This is a genomic window from Streptomyces sparsogenes, from assembly GCF_001704635.1.
GTDB lineage: Bacteria > Actinomycetota > Actinomycetes > Streptomycetales > Streptomycetaceae > Streptomyces > Streptomyces sparsogenes.
In genome coordinates this window covers 1-24674 of sequence record NZ_MAXF01000072.1, presented here as the reverse complement: position 1 = coordinate 24674, position 24674 = coordinate 1, and the positions used below count along the sequence as shown (strand labels likewise).

Genomic DNA, 24674 nt, shown 5'->3' with positions numbered 1-24674 from the left:
ACGGCGTTTCCGCGCCGTTAGTGAGCGCCTCGACGGGCGACGGAAACGTGGGGGAAACGCGGTCTGCTCTTGCATCCCTTGTCGTACGGACGGATCGAGCAGAAGGAGACGACGCGATGAGCAGGCGCATCCTCGGCATGGCCGCGGCCGTGCCACTGGCGCTGACCCTCGCCCTGTCCCTGACCGGGTGTGGCTCCGACGGCGGCGACGGCAAGGTGGCCTCGGCGAACGGCGCGGAGAAGAGCGGGGGCGGCGAGTCCGGCGCGAAGCTGAGCCCGCAGGAGACGGGCGTGAAATTCGCGCAGTGCATGCGCGAGCACGGCATCGACATGGAGGACCCGGAGCCCGGTGAGGGGATCAGGCTCACCATCCCGGCCGGCACTCCCAAGGGCAAGGTCGAGAAGGCCCAGGAGGCTTGCCGTGAGTGGGACCCGGTGCAGAACGCAGTCGGAGGCAAGCCCGACGCGAAGGCGCAGGAGAACGTGCGCAAGTACGCCAAGTGCATGCGTGAGCAGGGCGTGGAGCAATTCCCCGACCCGCAGGCGGAGGGCGGCATCCGGCTCGACGGATCGGTCGTGGACGACCCGGACTTCGGGAAGGCCGAGAAGGCGTGCAACAAGTTCATGGGCGGCGGCGGCACTCTGCACAGGGAAAAGGGCTGATGGCAGAGGTGGTCGTGGACAGCACACAGGAGCGCGGGCCGGAACCGGAGCGCGACGGGGCGCCGGACCCCGGGCAGGCACCGGACCGCGAGCAAGCGCCGAACCCCGGGTCCCCTCGCCGCAAGGCCCGGGGCCGTGGCAGGAAGGTGGTCGCCGTCGCCGTCCTGGTCCTGCTGGCGGCCGGCGCCGCCACCGCCGCCACCCTCGGCCTCGGCGGCCACGGCTCGGGCGACAAGGTCGCGAGCGACCTGCCGCCGAGCACTGCCGAGGTGACCCGCCGGACGCTCCAGGACACCCAGAGCGTTGACGGACAGCTCGGCTTCGGCCCGACGACCACGCTGTCCGCCCGGCGGCCCGGCACGGTCACCGAGGCGCCCGAGGCGGGGGACCGGATCACCCGCGGCAAGGCGCTGTACGAGGAGGACGGGCGCCCGGTCACGCTGATGTACGGCTCCACGCCCGCGTACCGCCCCCTGAAGACGGGCACCGGGGGCGCGGACGTACGCCAGTTGGAGAAGAACCTCAGCGCGCTCGGCTACACGGGGTTCACGGTCGACGACGAATACACCGCCGCCACCGCCGAGGCGGTGCGCGCCTGGCAGGAGGATCAGGGGCTCGCGGAGACCGGGGCCGTGGAGCTGGGGAGCGTGGTGTTCGCGCCCGGTGCGGTCCGGGTGGACAGCGTGGCGGCCCGCAAGGGCGACACGGTCGGCCCCGGCGGCAAGGTGCTGTCGTACACCGGCACCGAGCAGGCCGTCACTGCCGAGCTCGACCCCGCCGACCAGCGGCTGGCGAAGGAGGGTGAGGACGTCGAGGTCGTGCTGCCAGGCGATCGGAGCGTCAAGGGCACCATCAAGAACGTCTCCACGGTGATCGAGCCAGGCAACGGACAGGGGGAGGAGGCGAAGACGAAGGTCGAGGTGGTCGTCGGGTTCAAGGACCGGACGGGCCGGAAGGCCGCCGAGGGCTACGCACTGGCCGCGGTGCACGTCGACTTCACCTCCGAGACCCGCAAGGACGTGCTCACCGTGCCGGTCGGCGCCCTGCTGGCGCTCGCCGAAGGCGGCTTCGGCGTGGAGGCCGTCCACGGCTCGACCTCGGAGTACGTGCCGGTCACCACCGGTTTGTTCGCCGACGGCTGGGTGGAGATCTCCGGCAAGGGGATCTCCGAGGGCACCAAGGTGGGGGTACCGAAGTGATCTCCCTGACGGATGTCACCAAGACCTACCCGGGCGGGGTCACCGCGCTGGACGGCGTCAGCCTGGAGATCGCGCACGGTGAACTCGTGGGCATCGTCGGCCCGTCCGGCTCCGGCAAGTCGACGATGCTCAACATCCTCGGCACCCTCGACCGGCCCACCAGCGGGAGCGTGCTCCTCGACGGGTACGACATCGGCGCCCTCTCCGACGCCAAGGTCTCCGCGTTGCGGGCGACCCGCATCGGCTTCGTCTTCCAGCACTTCCACCTCGCCTCCGGCACCTCGGCGCTGGACAACGTCGCCGACGGGCTCCTGTACACCGGGCTGCCGGCGGGCGTACGTCGCCGCCGGTCGGCCCTGATGCTGAACCGGGTCGGCCTCGGCCACCGGGTGCGCCACCACCCGCACGAGCTGTCCGGCGGCGAGCGCCAGCGCGTCGCCATCGCTCGGGCGGTGGTCGGCGAGCCGGCGCTGCTGCTGGCCGACGAGCCGACCGGGGCGCTCGACTCGCACTCCGGGGCCGAGGTGATGCGGCTGCTGCGGGAACTGCACGCCGCGGGCACCACCGTCGTGATCATTACGCATGACTGGGAGATCGCCGACAGTCTGCCCCGGCAGGTGCGGATGCGCGACGGGCGGACGGTGTCGGACTGATGGCCATGGACACGCACCCGGACACGCCCGCCGAAGCGCCCGTGGAAGCCCGCACGGACCGCCCTGGCCGCACGGACCGCCCCGGGCGTACGGATCGGCCGCACGCCGGCGCCCTCCGCCCCGCCCGGCTGCGCCCGCGCGATGTGGTCAAGGTCGGCGCGGTGGGCCTGCGCACCCGCCCCATGCGGGCCTTCCTCTCCGCGCTGGGCATCGCCATCGGCATCGCGGCGATGGTCGCGGTGGTCGGCATCTCGTCCTCCTCCCGCGCCGATCTCGACCGCGCCCTCGCCGCGCTGGGCACCAACCTGCTCACCGCCTCGCCCGGTTCGACGATGTCCGGCGGCCAGGCCAGGCTCCCGGCCACCGCGGAGGAGATGGTGGCGCGGATCGGCCCGGTGTACTCGGTGTCGGCCGTCGGCAAGCTCCCTGGCGCGAAGGTCTACCGCACCGACAAGATCCCCGGAGCCGAGACCAACGGCCTCGCCACCTACGCCGTCCGCACCAGTCTGCGCGCCACCATCGGTGCCGAGCTGCGCAGCGGCACCTGGCTCAACGCCGCCACCAGCCGCTACCCGGCCGTCGTCCTCGGCGCCACCGCCGCGGAACGGCTCGGGATCGGGCGGGCCGGCCCCGACACCCAGATCCTCATCGGCGGCCAGTGGTTCACCGTCGTGGGCGTCCTCGAACCCGCCCCGCTCGCCGCCGAGCTGGACACGGCGGCCCTCGTCGGCTGGGCCGAGGCCGAGGCCGAGCTGTCCTTCGACGGGCGCCCCACCACGATCTACACCCGCTCGGAGGAGTCCGCGGTGGAGTCGGTGGCCTCCGTCCTGGGCGCCACCGCCAACCCCGAGGCGCCCGGCGAGGTCGAGGTCTCCCGCCCCTCAGACGCCCTTGCCGCCCAGCAGGCGGCGGGCGAGGCCTTCACCGGGCTGCTTCTCGGCCTTGGCGCGGTGGCGCTGCTCGTCGGCGGCGTCGGGGTGGCCAACACGATGGTCATCTCGGTGCTGGAACGCCGCGCGGAGATCGGGCTGCGCCGCTCCCTGGGCGCGACCAGGGGCCAGATCCGCGGCCAGTTCCTCACGGAATCCCTGCTCCTGTCCGCCCTGGGTGGAGCGGGCGGGGCGCTCCTGGGCGCCGGGGTCACCGCGGGCTACGCGCTCTCGCGGGGCTGGCCCGTCGTGGTCCCGCCGTGGGCGCTGCTCGTCGGCCTGGCCGCGACCCTCGCGATCGGCGGCCTGGCCGGCCTCTACCCGGCGATCCGCGCCTCCCGGCTCTCCCCGACGGAGGCCCTGGCCACGCCCTGAACAGGGAGGGCCGCCCGCCCGGTGCCCACGGGGGCCGGGCGGACGGCCCGCCGGCATGTCCGCCTGACGTGGTTGGATGGCCGGGCCGGGTGGGGCGGGGCAAGGAGGGGCGGGGTGAATCTGTCGCGGCGGTCGTACGCGCTGATCGCGGCGCTGGTTCTGGGGCTGCTCGCGCTGGCGTACGCGGGAAGTCGCGGCGCGCGGGGCGGCGGTGGGGACGGCGATGCCGCCACGTGGAGCGCCGAGGACCCCTGCCTGAAGGACGTGTCCGTTCCCCCGGTCGAGTACCAAGGCCCCCGGCTGACCGGGCTCGCCCATGGATACGCGTCGGAGTCGCACCTGGGCGGCCGGATGCGCTTCACCATCGACGCGACCATCACCACCGATCGCCGCCCGCTCGCCCTGCGGACCCCCCTCGCCCCCGGCAGCGTGTCGGTCCGCGTCTGCGCCCCGCACGGGAAGGGGCTGATGGCACAGGCCCGCGGGCTGTCGCCGCGGTCCGTCAAGGGCGCCGGGGCGCGGAGCGGCAGGATCCGGGTCACCCGGGCGGATCCGCTCTACTTCACGGTCGAGCTGCCGCGCTCGGCGCTGCGCAACGGCTATGGGATGCGGGACCTGGTGCAGTCCACGCCGAAGCCCAGCAGCAATGACGCGGCCGACTATCCGGTGCTGGTGCTGACCTTCACCGACCCCGGCCTGGACGAGCCGCTGGTGTCCGTCTCCTACAAGCCGGACTCCGCCCCGACCGCGCAGGCGCTCGGCGCGCCGCCGCGCGCCGCCCGGCCGCCGTCCTCGACGCGCTCCTGAGCCCACGCCGCCAGCAGCCGCAGCGCGGTCTCGGACGGGGAGCCCTCCTCGACGGTGTGGGCGATCAGCGCCTGGTCCGGGTCGTCGGGCAGGCGGAGGGTCTCGAAGCCCAGGTCCAGCTCGCCGACGACGGGGTGGCGGTAGACGTATCGCCCGTGGGTCTTGTCCTTGAGCCGGTGTTCCGCCCAGACCTCCCGGAACTCGGGGCAGGCCGCGGAGAGTTCCGCGAGGAGCGCCGCCGTCCCCGGGTCGTCGGGGTGGCGGGCCGCGTCGAGGCGCAGGTAGGCGGCCACATCGGCGGCCTTGCCGGGCCAGTCGGCGTACAGGCTGCGCATCCCCTCGTCCAGGAAGACGAGCCGGGCCAGGTTGCGCCGGTCGGGCGGCAGCGCGCCGAAATCGGTGATCAGGGCGGCGGCGAGGTGGTTCCAGGCCAGGACATCCGTGTTACGCCCGACGATATAGGCGGGGACGTCGGTCACCGAGTCCAGCAGCCGCCGCAGCCCCGGCCGAACGCGCTGCGGACGGTCCGTATCGTCCGTGCGGTCGGTGTCCGACCAGGGGCGGGCCAGCCGGTACAGGTGCTCGCGCTCCACGGTGTCCAGCCGCAGCGCCCGGGCGACCGCGTCCAGGACCGCCTCGGAGAAGTGCAGGGTACGGCCCTGCTCCAGCCGGACGTAGTGGTCGACGCTCACCCCGGCCAGCTGGGCCAGCTCCTCCCGGCGCAGGCCCGGGACCCGCCTGCGGCCGCCGTAGCCCGGCAGGCCCAGCTCCTCGGGCCGCAGCCGGGCCCGCCGGGACCGGAGGAACTCGCCGAGTTCCGCGCGTCTGTCCAATGCCATGCGCCAAGTATCCCCGGCCCGCGCGCCGCCCAGCCTGGTCATGCCGTGCCCAGGCACCGGCTGCCGCTGGGTACGCCGCCACCGGACGAGGAGAGTTGCTCTCGCCGGAACGGTTCCGGCCCACCGGGCGCCCACCACGGCCCCCGGCCACCCTTCTCGTAACAGGAGACACCCACCCATGAGTACGACCACCGTCAACGGACTCCCCGCCCTTCCGCTCGGCACCACCGGCATGGACATCACCCGGACCGGCTTCGGCTCCTGGGCGGTGTCCGGGGCCAACTGGCGCTTCAGCTGGGGAGCCACCGACGACGCCCAGTCGATCGCCGCGATCCGCCACGCGGTCACCTCCGGCGTCAACTGGATCGACACCGCCGCCGTCTACGGGCTCGGCCACTCCGAGGAACTGGTCGGCAAGGCCGTCGCCGGGCTGCCCGAGGCCGAGCGCCCGTATCTGTTCACCAAGGTCGGGCTGGTCTGGGACCCGGCCGATCCGAAGGCCGCGCCCCGCCGGATCATGAAGCCCGCCAGTGTGCGGCGCGAGATCGAGGACTCGCTGCGGCGGCTGGGCGTCGACCACATCGACCTGTACCAGGTGCACTGGCCCGACACCGGCGAGTCGCTGGAGTACGCGGGCGACGGCTCCGGCGCGGCGTCCCCGAACGCCACGCCGCTGGAGGAGTACTGGCAGGTCATGGCCGATCTGAAGGCGGAGGGCAAGGTCCGGGCGATCGGCCTGTCCAACCACTCGCCCGCGCTGCTGGAGGCGGCGGAGCGGATCGCCCACGTCGATGTCATCCAGCCGCCGTTCTCGGCCATCAACCGCTCAGCCGCCGCCGAGATCGCCTGGGCGCACGCCCATGACACCGGCGTGATCGTCTACTCCCCGCTCCAGTCCGGGCTGCTCACCGGCGCGTTCTCCGCCGAGCGCGCCGCGAACCTCTCCGCCGACGACTGGCGCTCCGCACACGCCGACTTCACCACCGGCCTGGCCGCCAATCTGCGGCTGGCCGACGCGCTGCGGCCGATCGCCGAGCGGCGCGGTGTCTCCGTCGCCGAGGTGGCCATCGCCTGGGCGCTGGCCTGGCCCGGCATCACCGGGGCCATCGTGGGCGCCCGTACGCCCGGCCAGGTCGACGGCTGGATCGGGGCGGGCGCGGTGGAGCTGACGCCGGCCGACCTCGACGAGATCGCCTCCGCCATCACCGCCACCGGCGCGGGCACCGGCCCGGCCCGCCCCTGACGGTGGGATCCACCGCGAGGAGAACCGCCATGTCCCTCGTCGTGATCGCCGAGTGCGTGGCGCGGCCGGGCCGGGAGGACCGGCTGCGCACCACCCTCGAGGCGCTGATCGAACCGTCCCTGGAAGAGCCCGGCTGTCTGGCCTACCGGCCCTACGCCGACCCCAACAACCCCGGTCACATGGTGGTCGTGGCGGAGTGGACGGGCCCCGAGGCCCTCGCCCGGCACGGCGCCACGCCCCACGTCCACCACGCGCGGCAGGTGCTGGACCTGGTGCTCGCCGAGCCGATGGCCGTACGGAGGCTGGTGGTCCAGGGGGCGCTGGCTCAGGGGGCGCTGGCTCAGGAGCCGGTGGCTCAGGAGTCGGTGTCCGAGGGTTTGGCGGCCGAGGGTTTGGCCTCCGACGGCTTGGCGTCCTCGAAGTAGGCGTCCAGCACTGCGTCGAGCTCGGCCGTCCACGTCTTCAGCGCGCTCCTGGCCGGCGCCTGGACCTCGGCCTCGTACCAGCGGCGCGCGGTCGTGTAGACCGTGACGGAGAACCGGCGCCCGAACCGCGGGGTGTCGATCTCGACCGCGCCGACCTCGTCCCAGTCGAACTCGGCCGTCTCCCCGTCCATGTGGAGGGTGACACCGCGACGGCCGGCGCTGATCGAGGCGCGCCGGTCGGCGGCCTCGAAGACGGGCCCGTCGGTGTCGTCCTCGTCCGGCGCGGCCTTCTCCGGCGCGTCCTCGGCCGTATCGGCCCCGTCCCGCACGGCCTTGGCCGTCCCGGCCTCGTCCGTGCCGGCCTTCGCCTCGGCGTCATCGGCGTTGCCGGCGCCGTCCTCGGCCACCGCGTCCACGGCCCGGGTCTCGGCCTCGGCCGCCGCGTCGGCGTCCTGGAGCGGCTGCTGCTCAGCCTTCTCGTCCGGGGTTTCCTCCTCCGCTGGGCGTGGGGCCGTGAGGCCGGGGATGAACGCCGGATCGAACCCGGCGGCGGGCACGGGCGGGGTGCTCGGTCCTATGCGCTGCTCCACGGCTGGCAGTATGGCCGATAAACCTGTGCCGGGAACAGCGTCACAGGCGGCCCGGTGAGGTTCGTACGGAGGAATCCCGATGAAGTTGCGCTGCGCGGTGCTCGACGACTTCCAGGGAGCCGCCCTCCGCAGCGCGGACTGGACGCCCGTCCTGGACCGGGTGGAGGTCGTGAGCTTCGGCGAGCACTTCGGCACCGAGGACGAGCTGGTCGCGGCCCTGTCCGACATGGACCTCGTCGTCACGCTGCGCGAGCGCGTCCCCTTCCCCGCCTCGCTGTTCGCCCGGCTGCCGAAGCTGAAGCTGCTGGTCGCCTCGGGCATGCGGAACTCGGTGATCGACTACGCGGCGGCCGAGCGGCACGGCGTGACGGTCTGCGGCACGGCCAGCTCCCAGACCCCGCCGACCGAGCTGACCTGGGCGTTGATCCTCGGCCTCGCCCGGGGCCTGGTCGTGGAGAACACCGCGCTGCGTACGGGCGGGCCCTGGCAGAGCACGGTCGGGGCCGATCTGCACGGCCGGCGGCTGGGGCTGCTGGGGCTGGGCAAGATCGGCAGCCGGGTGGCGCGGATCGGGCAGGCCTTCGGCATGGAGGTGACGGCCTGGAGCCAGAACCTGACCCGGGAGCGGGCCGACGAGGTCGGGGTGGCGCTCGCCGGGTCCAAGGAGGAGCTGTTGGCCTCCAGCGACGTGGTCTCCGTCCACCTCGCGCTGAGCGACCGCACCCGAGGTCTGCTGGGCGCCGGTGAGTTGGCGCTGCTGAAGCCGACCGCGTATCTCGTCAACACCTCGCGGGCTGCCATCGTCGACCAGGACGCGCTCCTCGACGCGCTGCGGCGGGGGTCCTTCGCGGGGGCGGCGGTGGACGTGTTCGACATCGAGCCGCTGCCGGCGGACCACCCCCTGCGCACCGCGCCCCGGCTGCTGGCCACCCCGCACCTCGGCTATGTCACGCGGGACAACTACCGCAGGTATTACGGCGAGGCGGTCGAGGACATCCAGGCGTTCCTCGACGGCTCCCCCGTCCGCCGCCTCGGCTGACGGCGCCCCGACGCCGCTGCTTCGACGACACCCCCCTAACAGCCCGTGGAGGCCCGGGCGGTGAGGACGGGCCGCAGCCGTTCCGACGGGGGCCGTTCCCCCGCCAGGATCCGCACCAGCATCGCGAGCGCCCGCCGTCCCATCTCGTGCGTCGATGACAGCACGCTGGTCAGGGGGAGGGGCAGTTCGGCCGCGAGAGGGGTGTCGTTGTAGCCCATGACCGCGAGGTCCTCGCCGACGCGAAGGCCGCGGTCCCGCGCCGCCCCCAGGGCGCCGATCGCGGCGAAGTCATTGACGGCGAAGATCGCGGTGGGCGCGGGATCGGCGGCCAGCAGACGGTCGGCGGCCGCACGGCCGGCCGCCGTGTCGAAACCGCCATGGGCGATCCGGTCGCCCGGCACCGGCACCCCCGCTTCCGCGCAGCGCTCGAGGAAGCCGCCGACGCGGTCCACCCCCGTGCTGGCGTGCGGTTCGCCCGCGATGATCGCGACGTCACGGTGGCCGAGCCCCAGGAGGTGGTCCGCCGCCAGCCGGCCGCCGAGCCAGTCGTCGCAGGTGACCGAGGGGTGGTCCGCCGAGTGCCGGTTGACCAGGACGAACGGTGTGCCCCGGGCCGCGACCTCGGCCAGGAAGTCGTCCTCCACCCGGGCATCGCCGAAGATCAGGCCGTCGGTGCGGCGGGCGATGAGCATGTCGGTGCGCGCCCGGCGGGTCTCGGGCCGGTCGAGGGTGTTGACCACGATGGTGGAGAGCCCCTTGGCGGTGGCCGCTTCCTCGATGCCCTCGTGGATCATGGCGAGCACCAGGTCGGACATGCGGGGCACGAGCACGCCGATCAGATTGCTGCGCCGGGTGCGCAGCCCGGTGGCGTGGGGGTCGGGCCGGTAGCCCAGTTCGGCGGCGAGCCGGCGGACCCGGTCGGCGGTGGCGGTGGACGCCGCCCGCGCCCCGGTGGCCGCCGGGCCGTTCAGGATGCGCGACACCGTGGAGACGTGGAGCCCCAGCTCCTTGGCTATGGACTGCAGGGTGACCGGCCGCGCACCGTCTGCCATCTGTGTTCTGCCTTCTCTCGGCCGCTGCTCTTGACGACGCTTCGAGCGCGTGCCCATCATAGCCCAAACGATTGGGCCAAACGTTTGGGCTATGGGTTTGGGTCATTTGTTTTGGCTTGGTCTTGCGTACCCAAACGTTTGGGTTCCGCGGTCAATGACGAAATGACGAGAGGCGAGAACCATGAGCACTTCCCCCCAGCCCGACCGGCCCGACCGGCCCGACCGGCCCGATCAGCCCGATCAGCCCGACCAGGCCGACCGCCGGGTCAGTCCCGCCAGGGTCGCCGTCGTCCAGTGCGACGCGCAGGTGGGAGTGGAGAACCGCCGTCGCAACGTCGAGCACGGGCTGCGCCTCGCGGCCCGTGCCGCCGACGACGGGGCCACGCTCATCGTGCTGCCCGAGCTGTGCGCCACCGGATACACCTTCGCCACCCGGGCCGAGGCGTACGAGCACGCCGAGGAGGTCCCCTCGGGGGAGACCGTCCGCGCGTGGGAGTCCTTCGCCCGCGAGCGCGGGGTCCACCTCGTCGGCGGGCTGGCCGAACGGGACGGCGCGCGGCTGTACGACACCGCCGTACTGGTGGGCCCGGACGGATATGTGGGCCACTACCGCAAGGCCCACCTGTGGAACACGGAGAAGCTCTGGTTCGAACCGGGTGACCTCGGCTTCCCCGTGTTCCAGACCCCGATCGGCCGGATCGGCCTCCTCATCTGCTGGGACATCTGGTTCCCGGAGGTGCCGCGCCTGCTCGCGCAGCAGGGGGCCGACATCATCTGCAGCGTCAACAACTGGGTGTGGACCCCGCCGCCGCTGTTCGACGAGTCCGGGCGGTGCATGGCCTCCTACCTGACCATGACGGCCGCGCACGTGAACAACGTGTTCATCGCCGCGGCCAACCGGATCGGCACGGACCGGGACGCGCGTTTCCTGGGGTGTTCGCTGATCGCGGGCACCAACGGATGGCCCCTGGGAGAGGTGGCCGGGCCCGACGAGGAGCGCATCCTGACGGCCGACATCGACATCGTCGCCGCCCGCGGCGCGCCCGTCTGGAACCAGCTCAACGACCTGATCCGCGATCGCCGCACCGACCTGTACGACCCCATGCTCGGCTACACGCTGAGCCCCGCCGCCCCCCGATAGGTGCGCCTCGTGGCAGGCGAGACAGCCCTGGACCGACGCGCTCGCGACACCCCCCGGCGGGTGGGTGTCGCGACGGCGGCCGTGGCCGGTGTCCTGGCCGGCTGGTGCCTGAAGGCGGTCGACTTCTCGGCCTGTGCCCCGGCTTCTGAACGACCGGCCACCGAACCAAGGACCCTCCTTCATGACCAGCTTCTGCCCCACCACTGATGCCGCCGCCGCGGCCGACCCCGATGCCGCCGCCCCGGGCTTCTTCGCCGGCCGGACGATCGGCGAGCTGGCCACGGAACTGCGGGCGGGCCGCACGACATCGGTCGAACTCACCCGTCATGCCCTGGAGGCCATCGCCGGGTCCGGCCCCCGGGTGAACGCCTTCGCCCATGTGGACGCGGGCGGCGCGCTGGCGGCGGCGCGCCAGGCCGACCGCGAGCTCGGCGAGGGCCTGGACCGCGGACCGCTGCACGGCCTGCCCGCCGGCATCAAGGACATGATCGACGTGGCCGGCCTGCCCACCACGGCGGGCTCGGCCCACCTCGCCGGCCGCGTCGCCCGCACCGACGCCGCGTGCGTACGGCGGCTGCGCCGGGCCGGCGCGGTGATCGTCGGGAAGACGACGACGCACGAGTTCGCGTACGGGCCCACGGGGGACCGCTCCGTCCACGGCCCGACGCGCAACCCCCGCGACCTCACCCGGATGGCCGGGGGTTCGAGCGCCGGGAGCGCCGCCGCGGTCGCCGCCGGGATGGTGGCGTTCGCGCTCGGCACGGACACCGGCGGCTCCGTCCGCATCCCCTCCGCCCTCTGCGGCGTCGTCGGTTTCAAACCCGCCTACGACGCGATACCGACGCACGGCGTGCTGCCCTTGTCCCGGACGCTCGACCACGTCGGCGTCCACGCCCCCACGGTGCGGGACTGCCTCACCGTCCACGACGCGCTGGCGGAGCGCGAGGGGCGTGGCCATCGCCTCGACGGGGCGGCGGACGCGTGCCTCACCCCGGACACCGGCCTCGCCCAGGACACCGACCGCGTCGGATGGCTCACGGAGGAGACGCCCCCGCCGGGGGACCCCCGCGTCGCGGCCACGGTGCGGCGCGCCCTGGAGACGGCGGTCGGCGCCGTGCCGGACGTGGCGTGGCGCCGGGCGCGAGCCTGCCGCGAGGCCTACTCGGCCATCCAGGGCGCCGAGGCGTCCGCGCTGCACGCCCGGCGCATGGAGCAGGCGCCGGGCCTGTACGACGAGGAGGTGCTGCGCCGGCTCCAGGCCGCGTCGGCCGTCTCCCCCGAGCGGTACGCGGCGGCGCTCGACACCCGCGCGGCCCTCATCCGCGCCGTCGGGGAGCTCTTCGGCCGGCATGACGTGCTGGCCCTTCCGACCGTTCCGATCACCGCTCCGCCGCTCGGCGCCCGCGAGGTGGCCCCGGACGGTCGCGTCATCCCCGTGCGCGACGCCCTGCTCTCCCTCACCAGCCCGTGGAACGTCCTGGGCCTGCCCGCCTTCAGCCTCCCGGCCGGGACGGTCGACGGACTGCCCGTCGCCCTCCAGCTCGTATGCCGTCCCGGAGACGAGGCCAAGGCGGCCGCCCTCGCCCACCGCCTGACCCGACTCCCCTGAGCTGACCTGACCTGACCAGAAACAGGAACATCCCATGACCACGCCAAGCGACTACTCAGCCTGTCCTCCTCGCCCTCCAACACCCCCGCGCCCCAGGCCGGCGCCGACTTCCCGCACATCACGATGCGCGACAACGTGTGCGTCCAACGCGCCCTGGTGCGCGGCCACTTCGGCATCGAGCGCCTGGAGCTGGTGATCGGCTGCTCCATGGGCGCGCAGCAGACGTACCAGTGGGCGGTGTCGTGTCCGGGAAGCCAACTTCGCGGGCCAGGACACCAACGACCTGCTCGCGATGGTCTGGACGTGGCAGCACGCGGACGTGGGCGCGACCGAGGGGGCGGGCGGGGACGTCGTCAAGGCGCTCGGCACCATCACCGCCAGGACGCTCGCCATGCCGGCGCAGAAGGACCTCTACTTCCCGCCCGAGGACGAGGTCTGGGCGTCGGCTCACATCCCGCACGGGGAGGTGCGGGTCATCCCCGGCGAGTGGGGCCACCTCACGGGTGCCGGGGCCAACCCCGAGGACGTCGAGTTCATCGGCGCCGCCGTACGGGAGCTGCTCGCGTCCCCGGCGGGGAGCTGACTCCCCGCGCGCCGCTGACGCCGGGGCCGGCTCATGGCTCGGGGGTGAGGTCGAGTACGCCGAGGAAGGCGGTCGCCGCCGGGGTGAGGCTGAAGCGGCTCCAGACGATGTACTCCACCCGGGCCGGCGCGTCGGCGACCTCGACGGTGACGACGCCGGCGAGCTGCGGCGCGTAGGCGGAGGGGAGCATGGCCACGCCGAGGCCCTGCCCGACGAGCCGGGCGATGAGGTCCGCGGTGGTCACTTCGAAGGCGACGTCACGGACCAGGTCGGCGGCCGCGAAGGCCTGGTCGGACTGGGCGCGCCCGGCCGTCCCTGCCGGGAGGTCCACGAACACCTCGGTGGAGAGCCTGCGCAGGGTGACCGCGGGCTCGCCGGCGAGGGGGTGGTCCGGGGCGACCACGGCGACGAGGCGGTCGCGGGCGAGTTCCCGGGTGGTGACGCCTTGGGGGTGCGCGGTGGTCGGCAGCCCGAGGAAGGCCACGTCGAGGGTTCCCTGCTTGACCTGCTCGACGAGGTCCTCGCTCGCGCCCACCCGCAAGCTGACGCGCACCTGTGGATATCGCCGGCGGAAGTCGTGCAGCGCGCGGGGGATGTCGACCGCGGCGACGGTGGGGATCAGGCCCACGGCGAGCCGCCCGCGTACCTCTCCGACAGCCGCGGCGACCTCGGCGGCCGCGCGCTCGGCGGCGTCCAGGCACTGGCGGGCGGCCGGGAGGAACGCCTCACCGGCCGGGGTCAGCCGCACCCGGCGGCTGGTGCGGTCGAAGAGCCGCGCGCCCAGCTCCCGCTCCAGACGGGCGATCTGGTGGCTGAGGGCGGACTGGACCACCAGGCACCGCTGGGCGGCCCGGGTGAAGCTGTTCGTCTCGGCGACCGCGAGGACGTACCGCATCTGCTGGAGTTCCATGGATCCATCATGATCTATCGCGAATCGAGATCGATGGCGTGACAAACATGTGTTGGACTCATTGATCCCCGCGCGGCGAGACTCCGGATATGACAAGCCGAACCGTGTCCGGCGGAGCCGGGGGGATCCGCCGCGGAGACCTGCCGCGCACCGCGCTGACGGCGCTCGCCCCCTTGGTGTGGGGCACGACCTATGTGGTCACGACCGAGCTTCTCCCGCCCGGACACCCCCTGTTCGCGGGGCTCCTGCGGGCGCTGCCCGCCGGGCTGATCGCGCTCGCGGTCACCCGGACCCTGCCGCGCGGGGCCTGGTGGGGGAAGGCCGCGGCGCTCGGCGTGCTGAACATCGGGCTGTTCCTGCCGCTGCTGTTCGTCGCGGCCGAGCGGCTGCCGGGAGGTGTCGCCGCGACCCTGGGGGCGGCCCAGCCGCTCGGCGTGGCCGTGCTGGCCGTGACCGTGCTCCACGAGCGGCTGTCCGTCTGGCGCCTGCTGTGGGGGGTGATCGGCGTCGTCGGCGTCGGCCTGGTGGTGATCGGGCCGCGCGCGGCGCTCGACACAACGGGGATCGTGGCGGGGCTGGCCGGCGCGGTCACCATGGCGCTCGGCGTGACGCTCACCAAGCGCTGGGGACGCCCCGCAGGGGTCGGGCCCACCGCCTTCGCGGGCTGGCAGCTGACCGCCGGAGGGCTCTTCCTGGTACCCGTCACCTTCCTCGTCGAGGGGCCGCCTCCCGCGATCGACGGCGCCGCCGCCCTCGGCTACCTGTGGCTGGGCCTGGTGGGCGGGCTGATCAGCTACGCCCTGTGGTTCCAGGGCATCACCACCTTGCCCGTGACCTCGGTCGCGGTGCTCGGCCTGCTCTCGCCGCTGGTCGCCGCCGTGCTCGGCGCCGTCCTGCTCGACCAGACGCTCGGCCCCGTCCAGCTCCTCGGGTTCGGGCTCTCGCTCGCCGCCATCGTCGCCGGACAGCTCCCCGCCCCCGCCCGCACCCGCACGTCGGGCTCGACACCGACCCCCGCGACACCCACCCCCGAAAGGACACCTCGATGAAGATCGTCGTCGTCGGAGCCGCAGGCATGGTCGGCTCGCGCGTCGTCACCGAAGCCGTGAGCCGGGGCCATGACCTCGTCGCGGTGTTCCGCACCCAGCGGCCGGCCGACCTGCCGTCCGGGGTGACCGCCGTCGAGGGCGAGGCGACCGACACCGACCACATGAGCCGGCTGTTCAAGGACGCCGACGCGATCGTGGCCGCGACCCGCCCCGCCCCCGGCCACGAGGACACCGCCGTCCCCACCACCACCGCCCTGCTCGACGCCGCCGCGGCGGCCGGGGCACGGATCCTCGTCGTCGGCGGCGCCGCCCCGCTGCGGATCCCGGGACACCCCGACCGGCTCGTCCTCGAGAGCCCGGATTACGTGCCACGGCAATTCCGCACCCTCGCCGCCGCCAGCGCCGCGCAACTGGATGTCTGCCGAGCCCACCCGGCCGACTGGGTCTACCTCAGCCCGCCCGCGCTCCTCGAACCCGGACAGCGCACCGGCGCGTACCGCCGGGGGACCACCACCCTCATAGCCGACGCCGACGGTACGTCCCGGATCTCGGCGGAAGACCTCGCCGTGGCCGTCCTCGACGAACTCGAGAACCCGGGCGGGGACCAGCACTTCACCGTCGGTCACCAGGCCGACGGCTGAGCGGAACCGGCCCTGGGCAACCGGCCCTGGGCGTCAGGGTCGCGTGGTAGACCCGGCAGGGGTGGGAGCCCCTGCCGGGCCGCTGCGCGTCAGCCGCAGCGACGGCCGCTGTTGATGCAGTTCACCGCCCGCTTCATCAGCTTCGAGGACATCACGTTGATGAAGTCCCCGTGGTCCGTCACCGGCTTGTGCAGCTGCTCGGGGAAGCTGTCCACCGCGATGTTCCTCGCGCCGGGCGCCACCTTGTAGGTGATCCGCTGCACCAGCTGCGGGATGGCCTTGAACCCCTGCGGGCACGAGCCGTCGGCGCGGGCGAACGCCACGTGCGTACGGTGGTTCGCGCTGTCGGCGTTCTTGCCGTCCCAGCAGCTCTGGAACGTGAACGTGCGCACCACGTTGCTGCCCTTCGGGCACAGCGGGTACTTGTCCTTCAGCTGGCGGTCCTCGAAGCCGGTGCAGCTCCAGGAGGCGTTGGCGTTGGCCGTTCCGTTGGTGAACGACTTGGCGTCACCGGTGATGATGCGCAGGAAACGGGGCATCGCCGCGACCTTGGACACCGGGTTGCCGCGGAAGCTGATCCGGACGGACGCGGGCCGCAGGATGCGCCCGATGTTGCCCTCCGTCCCGCCGCCCGGGGCGCCCGCGTCGGCCTCCTTCGTGCCGTCCCGCAGCCGCAGGACCGGCCAGTAGTGGGTGGAACGGTCGCCGTTGGTGCAGGTGGTCCCGGCGGAGGCGAGGACCTCGTTGGAAGCGAAGGCGTCGGTCTTCAGGTTGCCGACGTAGTCGTGCATGTGGTGGGCGCCGTTGCTCACGCCCGGGGCCACGATGACGTTGTCGGAGTTGAAGTGCTTGTTCTGGTTGCGCCCGCAGCGGGAGGAGAAGGTGCCCTTGGAGCCCCTGGCCCGCACTCGCGGTTTCTTCACGTTGGGCCTCACCTTGCGGATGTCCACGAAGTCCGACCGCTGCGGCCCGCCCTGCGCCTGTCCGCCCGCCGTCTGCCCGCCCCCGCCCTGCGCCTGACTGCCCTGCGTCTGACTGTCCTGCGCCTGCCCGCCCCCGCCCTGCGCCTGGGCGTCCGGCGCGGCCGCGAGCGCCGCGGTGTCCTGCTTGACCGTGCAGGACGCGAGCGAGTCCAGGCCCGACGGGCGGGTGGCGGCCTTCTCGATCTCGGTGGCGATGCGGTCGAGGGTCTGCCGCCGCTCGGCCGTCAGCGGGCCCAGCACCCGCGTGCGCAGGAACTCCTGGTCGGCCCGCGTGCCCTGGGCCGTGAGCCGCCGGTAGGCGTCGGCGATCTGGCTGTCCATCTTCGCCAGCTCGTCGTTCACGGCGGGCCGAGCCTGCTGCGGCACGCTCGACAGGCTGGTGGCGACATCCGGGCACTTGACCGTCATCCCGGCCCGCGCGGCCGCCTGCTGCGCGGGGGTCTCCTTGGCGGCCGAGGCGTTGTTGTCGGTCATCAGGAGCGCTCCGCCCCCCACGGCCAACGCCGTCGCACCGACCACGGAGATCACGATCACTCGGGACCGCTTGTGTCTCTTCCTGCTTTTCACCGGGCCGCCCGGGCCGCCCCTCATCGGTTGTCGTCGCATACCGAAGAGATACGGAAACCGGGGCGGTTCTTCTCAGCCGCCGTCGGTCTCCCGCCGTCCACCCGGGCTGACCAGCCCGGTCTCATACGCGACGACCACGGCCTGGACGCGGTCGCGGAGCTGGAGTTCGGCGAGGATGCGGGCCACATGCGTCTTGACGGTCGCCTCGGACAGACGGAGCCGGGCGGCGAGTTCGGCGTTGCTCAGGCCCTGCGCCAGCAGCCGCAGGACCTCCGCCTCGCGCGGGGTCAGGGCCGCCAGGTCGCGGTGGAGCGCGGCGGTCTGGGGGTCCCGGCGGGCGTACCATGACGTACTCCCCGACGACCTCGCCGAGCCCATCGGGGCGGCCATGGTCCAGGGCATGGACGTCATCAAACGGACGCTGGAAGCCCGGCCCGTGTCCGGCTGACCGCGGGGCCCGTCGGCGGATCAGAACAAGGCGATGCCGATCAGAATCGCGATGACGAAGGCCACCAGACCGGCGATCAGGCTCGCCACCCTCGGCCGGCGCCGGACGAGTTCGCGGGCGCCCTGCCGCTGCGCGGGGGCGGGCCGGCGCCGTCGGTCGGCCGGCGCGGCGGCTTGGGGCAGGCGGTACGTGGCCACGGAAGGTGTCTCGGGCGCGCGGGGCGGCATGGTGGCCGCTCCGGATGCCGGGCCGGCGACCGGTGTGGTGCCGAAGACCTGGGCGTGCGGGGGCGGCCCCGGCATGGCGGCGGGCGCGGGCGCGGGGGCGGGCATGGGCTCCGGCATGGGCTCGGGGCGGCCCTGCCAGGCGCCGGAGCCGAACCAGTCGGCGATCTGCTGCGCGGTGGGGCGGTCCTCGGGCTGCTTGGCGAGCATGCCGAGCAGGTAGTTCTCGAAGGCGGGCGGCAGGGCGGCGCCCCGGTGGCTGGGCGGCAGCGGCGGGGCGTCGATGTGCTGGGCGAGCGTGGCGGCGGAGGTGTCCGCCTGGAACGGCGGGGTGCCGGTCAGCAGTTGGTACAGCAGGCAGCCCAGCGAGTACACGTCGGAGGCCGGCCCTGCGGGCCGCCCCAGGGCGCGCTCGGGGGCGAGGTAGAGGCTGGTGCCGATGATCTGCCCGGCAGTGGTGAGCGCGGTGGCGGGGTCGTCGACGAACCGGGCGATCCCGAAGTCGCCGATCTTGACCATCCCGTCGGCATCGGACATCAGGTTGCCCGGCTTGATGTCCCGGTGGACGATCCCCGTGCGGTGCGCGGACGCCAGCCCCGCGGCCGCCTGGGCGGCGACCGCGGCCACCCGCTCCGCGCGGAGCGTGCCCTCGGCGGCCAGCTCCTGGGCGAGGCTGCGGCCCTCGACCAACTCCATCACCAGGTAGAAACGCCCGTCGCGCGCCCCGAAGTCGAAGACGCCCACGATGTTGGGGTGGCTCAGCCGGGCCGCCGTCTGGGCCTCGAGCCGGAAGCGGGCCGCCGCCTGTGAGCCGGGGTCGTCCCCGATCAGCAACTTGACGGCGACCGTCCGTCTCAGCACCTCGTCGGTGGCGCGCCAGACCTCGCCCATGCCTCCGCGGCCTATGGGCGTCTCCAACCGGTACCGATCCGCCACCAGCACGTGCGCACCAACCTCGATCCTGATCGAACCTGAAGCAAACCGACGCGGACGGACAACGGCACCGTACGAGGTGGTGGTGGGGGGACCGCGACCGCTTCAGGGTACCGACAGTTCCGCTCGGTGCTGTGCGGCCGTGGCCCCCGCCTGAGCGCGATCAGCGCGGCCCGGCGCCGCTGCCGGTGCCCGTGCCGTGGCCCCGGCCCGTGCCGTTGTCGTCGCCTGTGCCGCCGTCCTTGCCGCCCTCCTTGCCGTGGCCCGGATCGGTCTCCGTCCGGGAGCGGATGACATCGCCGGGCTCGGCCCGGATCACCCGGTGTCCGGACCCGTCCTGGGAGACGGCGGGCGAGGCGTCGGAGTTCATCGCCTTGGCCTCGCTCTTGAGGATGCGGGCCGACTTGCCCATGGAGCGGACCAGGTCCGGGAGCTTCTTGGCCCCGATCACGACGATGACGACGATGAGGAGGAGCGAGAGCTCACTGATCCCGAGCATCGGTACCTGCTTTCCTGGGCGTGGCGGTGCGGTCGGGGTGACGTGAGGGCCGGCGCCGGGGCCGTCGCGGATCAGACGTTGACGCCGAAGTCGGCGGCGATGCCCGCGAGGCCGGAGGCGTAACCCTGGCCGACCGCCCGGAACTTCCACTCCGCGCCGTGGCGGTACAGCTCGCCGAAGACCATCGCGGTCTCCGTCGCCGCGTCCTCGCTCAGGTCGTAGCGGGCGATCTCGGCGCCGCCGGCCTGGTTGACGACGCGGATGAAGGCGTTGCGCACCTGGCCGAAGCTCTGGCCGCGTGCCTCGGCGTCGTGGATGGACACCGGGAAGACGATCCTGGTGACCTCGGCGGGTACGGCGGCCAGGTCGACCTTGATGACCTCGTCGTCGCCCTCGCCCTCGCCGGTGAGGTTGTCGCCGGTGTGCTCGACCGAGCCGTCGGGGCTGGTGAGGTTGTTGTAGAAGACGAAATGCTGGTTGGAGGCCACCTTGCCGGACTCCTCCAGGAGCAGGGCGCTGGCGTCCAGGTCGTAGTCCGTGCCTGTCGTGGTCCGCACGTCCCAGCCGAGGCCGACCAGGACGGCCGTCAGGCCCGGTGCCTCCTTGGTGAGCGAGACGTTGCCGCCTTTGGACAGGGAAACTCCCACGTTCTCCTCCTGTGCTCGGTGGGCCAGTGCCCGATGGGTCAGTGCCCAAGGGGTCTGCGCCCGATGGGCCGGAAGCAAAATCTACATCACTGTAGAAGACTCAGGGGGCCGGTGCGGGGCCTCCGAGGAGGTACGGTCCTGTGTCAGCCGGCCGCGAGCAGCGCGCGGCCCGGCGGCGTACGGCGCGTCCCGGCGGAGCGGAGGGAGACGGTGTGAGGGACCAGGACAAGGACGGTCCGCGCCCGCGTTCTCGTCGGCGCGGGCAGGGCGAGCTGGAGGCGCAGGTCCTGGAGGTGCTGTGCCGGGCGGGCGGCCCGGTCACGGCGGCCTGGGTGCAGGAGCGGCTCGAGGGCGACCTGGCGTACACGACGGTGATGACGATCCTCTCCCGGCTGCACACCAAGCAGGCCGTGGCGCGGGAGCGGGTGGGCCGGTCGTTCGTGTGGCGGGCCCAGGCCGACGAGGCGGGCCTGGCCGCGCTGCGGATGCGCCGGGTGCTGGACGGCCAGGACGACCGGGAGGCCGTGCTGGCGAGCTTTGTGACGGGGCTGTCGGCGGACGACGAGCGGCTGCTGCGCGACCTGTTGGGCGAGGCCGCGGAGGAGTCGGAGGGCTGACATGGGCGTGTTCGTCTTCCTCCCCCTGGTGCTGCCGCTCACGGCGCTGCCGATCGCGCGCCTGGCCGAGCAGCATCTCCACCCGCGTGCCGCCACCCGCCTGCTGACCTTCGTCGGGGGCGTGCTCGCGCTGTGCTCGACGCTGTGCCTGGGCCTGCTGGTCGTCGTCGGCACGGCCCAACTGCCGGGCAATCCGCTCCCGGACGGCTGGTCCGACCCCGAGGTGCGGGCCGCGGTGCCGTACGACGAGGTGGCCGGGAAGGCCGCGATCGGCGCGCTGGCCGTGGTGGCCGTCGGCTGTACGGCCACGGTGGTGCGGCATGTGAGCGTGCGGCGGCGCGCCCAGGCGGCGCTGGCCGGCCTGCCGCAGTCGCCGGTCGCGGTGCTGCCCGACGGCAAGGCGTACGCGTACGCCCTGCCGGGCGGGCCCGGGGCGTGTCGCGAGCGGGGGCGGATCGTCGTCTCCACCGCGATGCTGGACTGCCTGACCGCGCGAGAGAGGCAGGCGCTGATCGCCCATGAGCGGGCCCACCTGGACGGGCGGCACCACCGCCACCTCCTGGTGGCCCAGTTGGCGGCGCGGGCGAACCCGCTGCTGCACGCGCTGCGGGGCGCGGTGGCCTACTGCGCGGAGCGGTGGGCCGACGAGGAGGCGGCCCGGGCGGTGGGGGACCGCCGGGTGATGGCGCGGGCGGTGGGCAAGGCGGCCCTGGTCTCCCAGGGCACGCCCGCCCCCACGCTGGCGGGCTTCGCCGCGCCCGGGCCCGTGCCCCGGCGGGTGGCCGCGCTGCTGGGCCCGGTGCCCCCGGCCCGGTGGTGGCCGCCGGTGGCCACCGCGGCCGGGCTGGCCGCGTGGATCGCGGCCGCCGGCACCGCCGCGTCCGCGCTGTCCTCGGCGAACGCGGCGGTGGCGCTGTTCCTCGTCCTCCAGGCCGCCACCCCCCTGTAGGGCGCCGGCGCCGGAGGCGTTGGCCTACAGGTCGAACTCGGCCGGCGGCAGGTCGAGCGCGAAGCAGGCCTCGCGGACCACGGCCTGCTCGGTCTTGTCGAAGTCGCCGTCGGCGCCGCCGATGACGATGCCGATCTGGATGACGGCCCGCGCCTCGGCGGGCTTCTTCTTCGCCTTGGCGACCTCCTGCAACAGGCTGACCTTGCCGAAGTCGAAGTCGGCGGTGAGCTTGTTGAGGTAGTCGTTGAAGCGGCGCTGCAGGTCGTCCGCGGGGAAGTTCTGCAGCACCTCGTTCGTGGCGATGAGTTGGGCGACGCGCTGCCGCTCGGACGGGTCGACGCTGCCGTCGGCCGCCGCGACCAGGGCGCACATCGCCATGCTCGCGTCGCGGAACGCCCCGCTCTTGAGGTCGTTCTTCTTCGCGACGAGCTGGGTCTGCATCGTCTGGGCGGAATCCTTGATGCGATCCCACAGGGCCATGAGAACTCCGTACGTGAGGTGTTTCTACAGTGGTGTAAAAGCTAGCAGGGCGCGCGGCCTTCCGGCTCGGTCGTCCCCTTCGTCGGCTCGGTCCTCTTCGCCGTCTCGGTCCTCTTTGCCGCCTCAGTCCTCTTCGTCCTCGAAGGCGTCGCCGATCTCGTCGACCACCTCGGCCGCCACGATGCCGCCGACCACGCCGACCGCGACCCCGGCCGCGACGCCCGCGACCACCGCGCCGGTGCTCGGGCCGGAGCGGTGGTGGCCGTCGTGCCCGTGGCCATGTCCGTGTCCGTGGCCATGTCCGTGTCCGTGGCCGTGGCCGTCGTGCGCATACCCGTCGTGGTGGCCGTAACCCTGCCCGTAGGGCGCGCCGTGGGAGCCGTACGAGCCGTGGTTCTCGACCATCTGCCGCACCCAGGCGTCCACCTCCGCGTTCCAGTCGCGGTGTTCGACGCCCTCGTGGCCGACCGTGAAGCGGTTGACGGCGTCGTGGCCGCCGGAGAAGAGCCCGCCGCGCTTGTCGGCCTCCAGGACGACCTCCATGCCGCCGGGGTGGGCGAGGAAGGTGACCTCGATCTCGTTCACGGCGTGGGCGTACTGCGGCGCGGGGGTGAGTTCGATCTCCTGGTAGAACGGCAGCGTCTGCCCCGTGCCACGGATGTGACCCAGTTCCAGGTCGGCCGACTTGAAGCCGAAGCCCAGCTGTCCGAAGGCCTCCAGGACCGCCTCCTGGGCGGGCAGCGGGCCCACGGTCAGCGGGTCCAGGTCGCCCTTGTCCTTGGCGCCCGCCACCGCCAGTTCGGTGCGCACACCCAGGACGATGCCCAGCGGCTGCCCGTACAGCTCGGTGACGGGCGTCTCCCACGGGAGGGTGACGGAGAACGGGACGCTGCGGTCTTCCCCCTCGGCGAGCCGGAACCCGCCGCCGACCGTGAAGCGGTCGAAGGCCACGACGCCTTCGCGCTCGCCCTCCTCGTACTCGGCCTCGACCCGGGCGACCAGCTCCAGGGTGATCTGCTCGATGTCGAAGTCCGAGGACCCGCCCTTGAGGTGGACCTGGCCGCTCAGCGCGCCACCGGGGCGCACCGGGCCGCCCTCCAGGACCGTGTCCACGGTGGGGCCGCCGATGCCGAGGGAGCCGAGCAGTCGTTTGAACACCATCGCGGCGTTCACTCCTTCACAAGTATTCTGTTCCGCGTCGTTCTCTACACGCATGTAGAAGCATAGAGGCGGCGCGTCCCCTCGGGAATGCTTTACCATCCCTTTACGTTGGCTGGGGGAGGATGCGTCCCCCGGAAACCCCGAGGCTCCGGAAAGCCCCGAGAGACCCCGGAAACCCTGAGAGAACGAGGAAAGGAGCGGCGGACCCGCCATGGGTGAACCTCCCAGTACCGGCCGTGTCGTCCCCCGTCGGCAGTCGAGCAGGAAGTGGGGGGTGGCACGGTGACCGAGGTCCTGCTGCTCCTCCTCGCCCTGGTCCTCACCCTGGCCTGCGCGGTCTTCGTGGCCGCCGAGTTCTCGCTCACCACCGTCCAGCGCGGTGAGCTGGAGCGCGCCGCCGAGGCGGGCGAGCGCGGCGCCGGGGGCGCGCTGGCGGCGGTCCGCCGGCTGACCTTCCAGCTGTCCGGCGCCCAACTGGGCATCACCGTCACCTCCCTGGTGATCGGCATGCTCGCCGAGCCCTCACTCGCCGCGCTGTTGCTCGGGCCCCTGCGGGCCGTCGGCCTGGGCGGCGCCGCCTCCTCGGTGGCCACCGTCCTGGGCGTGGCCGTCTCCACGGTGGTGCTGATGGTGGTCGGCGAGCTGGTGCCCAAGAACTGGGCCATCTCCCGCCCGCTGGCCGTGGCCAAGGTCGTGGCGGGCCCCCAGCGCGGCTTCACCGCCGCCTTCTCGCCCTTCATCCGCCACCTCAACAACACCGCCAACCGGTTCGTACGCCGCATGGGCCTGGAGCCCGCCGAGGAACTGGCCGGCGCCCGCACCCCCGAGGAACTGGTGGCCCTGGTCCGCCACTCCGCCGAGCGGGGGGCCATCGAGCAGGACTCGGCCGAGCTGTTCGTCCGCACCCTCCACCTGGGCGAGCTGACCGCCGAGAACGTGATGACCCCGCGCGTGGACGTCCAGGCCCTGGAGGCCCACGCCACCGCCGCCGACGCCGCCGACCTCACCTTCGCCACCGGCCTGTCCCGCTTCCCCGTCTACCGCGACAGCCTGGACGAGGTCATCGGCACCGTCCACATCCGCGACGTGCTCGCCCTGGACCCGGCCAAGCGCGCCGCCACCCCCGTCACCGACCTGGCCACGCGCCCGCTGCTGGTGCCCGACACCCTGCCCGTCGGCACCCTGCTGCAGCGCCTGCGCGCCGAGGGCGCCATGGCCGTGGTCATCGACGAGTACGGCGGCACCGCCGGGGTGGTCACCGTCGAGGACGTCGTCGAGGAGGTCATCGGCGAGGTCCGCGACGAACACGACCCGCTCGACCCCCCCGACCTGCTGCCCGCTCCGCCCGCCGACGACGGCCGCGCCGTCTGGGAGGCCGACGGCGGCGTCCGCCTCGACCAGCTCGCCGGCATCGGCCTCG

25 protein-coding genes and 2 pseudogenes are annotated in these 24674 nt (G+C 73.4%); 16 read left to right on the top strand and 11 right to left on the bottom strand.

The window, feature by feature from the left end:
• Positions 1–116: 116 nt before the first annotated feature.
• The 5 genes from BBH68_RS14425 to BBH68_RS14405 all read left to right on the top strand — a co-directional run bounded on the left by BBH68_RS14425 (position 117) and on the right by BBH68_RS14405 (position 4625).
• A complete protein-coding gene (locus BBH68_RS14425) occupies positions 117–662 on the top strand; it encodes a hypothetical protein (RefSeq protein WP_065962400.1) in 546 nt (181 codons plus the stop codon).
• Entirely contained in the window at positions 662–1861 is a 1200-nt protein-coding gene (locus BBH68_RS14420) for an efflux RND transporter periplasmic adaptor subunit (RefSeq protein WP_065962399.1), read from the top strand. Before BBH68_RS14425 ends, BBH68_RS14420 begins: the two co-directional genes overlap by 1 nt.
• Entirely contained in the window at positions 1858–2514 is a 657-nt protein-coding gene (locus BBH68_RS14415) for an ABC transporter ATP-binding protein (protein WP_065962397.1), read from the top strand. The genes BBH68_RS14420 and BBH68_RS14415 overlap by 4 nt, the downstream gene beginning before the upstream one ends.
• On the top strand, positions 2514–3818 hold the full coding sequence (locus BBH68_RS14410) for an ABC transporter permease (RefSeq protein ID WP_079150989.1): 1305 nt from the start codon (positions 2514–2516) through the stop codon (positions 3816–3818). Before BBH68_RS14415 ends, BBH68_RS14410 begins: the two co-directional genes overlap by 1 nt.
• Positions 3819–3932: 114 nt before the next feature.
• The gene (locus BBH68_RS14405; RefSeq protein WP_065962396.1) at positions 3933–4625 is read left to right on the top strand and encodes a hypothetical protein; all 693 of its coding nucleotides are present in this window, start codon (positions 3933–3935) and stop codon (positions 4623–4625) included.
• On the opposite strand, the gene BBH68_RS14400 is transcribed toward BBH68_RS14405, so the two are convergent.
• Positions 4541–5464: a helix-turn-helix transcriptional regulator gene (locus BBH68_RS14400; protein ID WP_065962394.1), complete on the bottom strand. Its 924-nt coding sequence runs from the start codon at positions 5462–5464 to the stop codon at positions 4541–4543. The two genes, BBH68_RS14405 and BBH68_RS14400, sit on opposite strands and share 85 nt — an antisense overlap.
• 178 nt (positions 5465–5642) lie before the next feature.
• Here BBH68_RS14400 and BBH68_RS14395 point away from each other — a divergent pair, with 178 nt between their 5' ends.
• Together BBH68_RS14395 and BBH68_RS14390 are read left to right on the top strand one after the other, a co-directional pair.
• Positions 5643–6707: an aldo/keto reductase gene (locus tag BBH68_RS14395; RefSeq protein WP_065962393.1), complete on the top strand. Its 1065-nt coding sequence runs from the start codon at positions 5643–5645 to the stop codon at positions 6705–6707.
• 29 nt (positions 6708–6736) lie between these two features.
• Entirely contained in the window at positions 6737–7132 is a 396-nt protein-coding gene (locus BBH68_RS14390) for a putative quinol monooxygenase (protein WP_079150988.1), read from the top strand.
• Here the strand turns inward: BBH68_RS14390 and BBH68_RS41950 are convergent.
• Positions 7063–7722 (bottom strand): hypothetical protein, encoded by a 660-nt coding sequence (locus BBH68_RS41950; RefSeq protein ID WP_065962391.1) that lies wholly within the window; start codon positions 7720–7722, stop codon positions 7063–7065. The genes BBH68_RS14390 and BBH68_RS41950 overlap by 70 nt on opposite strands.
• A gap of 79 nt (positions 7723–7801) precedes the next feature.
• Here BBH68_RS41950 and BBH68_RS14380 point away from each other — a divergent pair, with 79 nt between their 5' ends.
• A complete protein-coding gene (locus tag BBH68_RS14380) occupies positions 7802–8761 on the top strand; it encodes a D-2-hydroxyacid dehydrogenase family protein (RefSeq protein ID WP_065962389.1) in 960 nt (319 codons plus the stop codon).
• 35 nt (positions 8762–8796) lie between these two features.
• Here the strand turns inward: BBH68_RS14380 and BBH68_RS14375 are convergent, their stop codons facing one another.
• Complete coding sequence (locus tag BBH68_RS14375; protein WP_065962387.1) at positions 8797–9813, bottom strand: LacI family DNA-binding transcriptional regulator; 1017 nt, start codon at positions 9811–9813, stop codon at positions 8797–8799.
• 181 nt (positions 9814–9994) lie between these two features.
• On the opposite strand from BBH68_RS14375, the gene BBH68_RS14370 reads away from it, so the two are divergent.
• The 3 genes from BBH68_RS14370 to BBH68_RS14360 all read left to right on the top strand — a co-directional run bounded on the left by BBH68_RS14370 (position 9995) and on the right by BBH68_RS14360 (position 13146).
• A complete protein-coding gene (locus BBH68_RS14370) occupies positions 9995–10954 on the top strand; it encodes a nitrilase family protein (RefSeq protein WP_079150987.1) in 960 nt (319 codons plus the stop codon).
• Between the two features lie 181 nt (positions 10955–11135).
• On the top strand, positions 11136–12563 hold the full coding sequence (locus BBH68_RS14365) for an amidase (protein WP_065962385.1): 1428 nt from the start codon (positions 11136–11138) through the stop codon (positions 12561–12563).
• A gap of 292 nt (positions 12564–12855) precedes the next feature.
• On the top strand, positions 12856–13146 hold the full coding sequence (locus BBH68_RS14360) for an alpha/beta hydrolase family protein (RefSeq protein WP_065962383.1): 291 nt from the start codon (positions 12856–12858) through the stop codon (positions 13144–13146).
• Between the two features lie 31 nt (positions 13147–13177).
• Here the strand turns inward: BBH68_RS14360 and BBH68_RS14355 are convergent, their stop codons facing one another.
• On the bottom strand, positions 13178–14056 hold the full coding sequence (locus tag BBH68_RS14355; protein ID WP_065962382.1) for a LysR family transcriptional regulator: 879 nt from the start codon (positions 14054–14056) through the stop codon (positions 13178–13180).
• An 89-nt stretch (positions 14057–14145) separates the two neighbouring features.
• On the opposite strand from BBH68_RS14355, the gene BBH68_RS14350 reads away from it, so the two are divergent.
• Positions 14146–15105: an EamA family transporter gene (locus tag BBH68_RS14350; protein WP_174589024.1), complete on the top strand. Its 960-nt coding sequence runs from the start codon at positions 14146–14148 to the stop codon at positions 15103–15105.
• Positions 15102–15746 (top strand): NAD(P)-dependent oxidoreductase, encoded by a 645-nt coding sequence (locus tag BBH68_RS14345; protein ID WP_065962380.1) that lies wholly within the window; start codon positions 15102–15104, stop codon positions 15744–15746. The genes BBH68_RS14350 and BBH68_RS14345 overlap by 4 nt, the downstream gene beginning before the upstream one ends.
• 89 nt (positions 15747–15835) lie before the next feature.
• On the opposite strand, the gene BBH68_RS14340 is transcribed toward BBH68_RS14345, so the two are convergent.
• The 5 genes and pseudogenes from BBH68_RS14340 to BBH68_RS14320 all read right to left on the bottom strand — a co-directional run bounded on the left by BBH68_RS14340 (position 15836) and on the right by BBH68_RS14320 (position 20047).
• Positions 15836–17203, bottom strand: a complete 1368-nt coding sequence (locus BBH68_RS14340; protein WP_425428814.1) for a DUF1996 domain-containing protein — start codon at positions 17201–17203, stop codon at positions 15836–15838.
• A gap of 165 nt (positions 17204–17368) precedes the next feature.
• Positions 17369–17632, bottom strand: a pseudogene (locus tag BBH68_RS14335) (response regulator transcription factor); the annotation flags it as partial.
• Positions 17633–17764: 132 nt separating this feature from the next.
• On the bottom strand, positions 17765–18904 hold the full coding sequence (locus BBH68_RS14330; RefSeq protein WP_483855352.1) for a serine/threonine-protein kinase: 1140 nt from the start codon (positions 18902–18904) through the stop codon (positions 17765–17767).
• Positions 18905–19166: 262 nt separating this feature from the next.
• Positions 19167–19400 (bottom strand): annotated as a pseudogene (locus tag BBH68_RS14325) (twin-arginine translocase TatA/TatE family subunit); the annotation flags it as partial.
• A gap of 71 nt (positions 19401–19471) precedes the next feature.
• A complete protein-coding gene (locus tag BBH68_RS14320; protein ID WP_065962376.1) occupies positions 19472–20047 on the bottom strand; it encodes a TerD family protein in 576 nt (191 codons plus the stop codon).
• A 212-nt stretch (positions 20048–20259) separates the two neighbouring features.
• Between BBH68_RS14320 and BBH68_RS14315 the strand changes: the two genes are divergently transcribed.
• Together BBH68_RS14315 and BBH68_RS14310 are read left to right on the top strand one after the other, a co-directional pair.
• Positions 20260–20664 carry a BlaI/MecI/CopY family transcriptional regulator gene (locus BBH68_RS14315; RefSeq protein ID WP_065962374.1) on the top strand — a complete coding sequence of 135 codons (405 nt, stop codon included), beginning with the start codon at positions 20260–20262 and terminating at the stop codon, positions 20662–20664.
• 1 nt (position 20665) lies between these two features.
• The gene (locus BBH68_RS14310; protein WP_065962372.1) at positions 20666–21613 is read left to right on the top strand and encodes a M56 family metallopeptidase; all 948 of its coding nucleotides are present in this window, start codon (positions 20666–20668) and stop codon (positions 21611–21613) included.
• 24 nt (positions 21614–21637) lie between these two features.
• Here BBH68_RS14310 and BBH68_RS14305 read toward each other — a convergent pair whose 3' ends face one another.
• Both BBH68_RS14305 and BBH68_RS14300 read right to left on the bottom strand, forming a co-directional pair.
• Positions 21638–22093, bottom strand: coding sequence for a tellurite resistance TerB family protein (locus BBH68_RS14305; RefSeq protein WP_065962370.1), 456 nt, complete (start codon positions 22091–22093; stop codon positions 21638–21640).
• A 123-nt stretch (positions 22094–22216) separates the two neighbouring features.
• A complete protein-coding gene (locus BBH68_RS14300) occupies positions 22217–23254 on the bottom strand; it encodes a sporulation protein (RefSeq protein ID WP_065962369.1) in 1038 nt (345 codons plus the stop codon).
• Between the two features lie 282 nt (positions 23255–23536).
• Between BBH68_RS14300 and BBH68_RS14295 the strand changes: the two genes are divergently transcribed.
• The coding region (locus BBH68_RS14295) for a hemolysin family protein (RefSeq protein ID WP_065962368.1) at positions 23537–24674 on the top strand (1138 nt) is incomplete at its 3' end.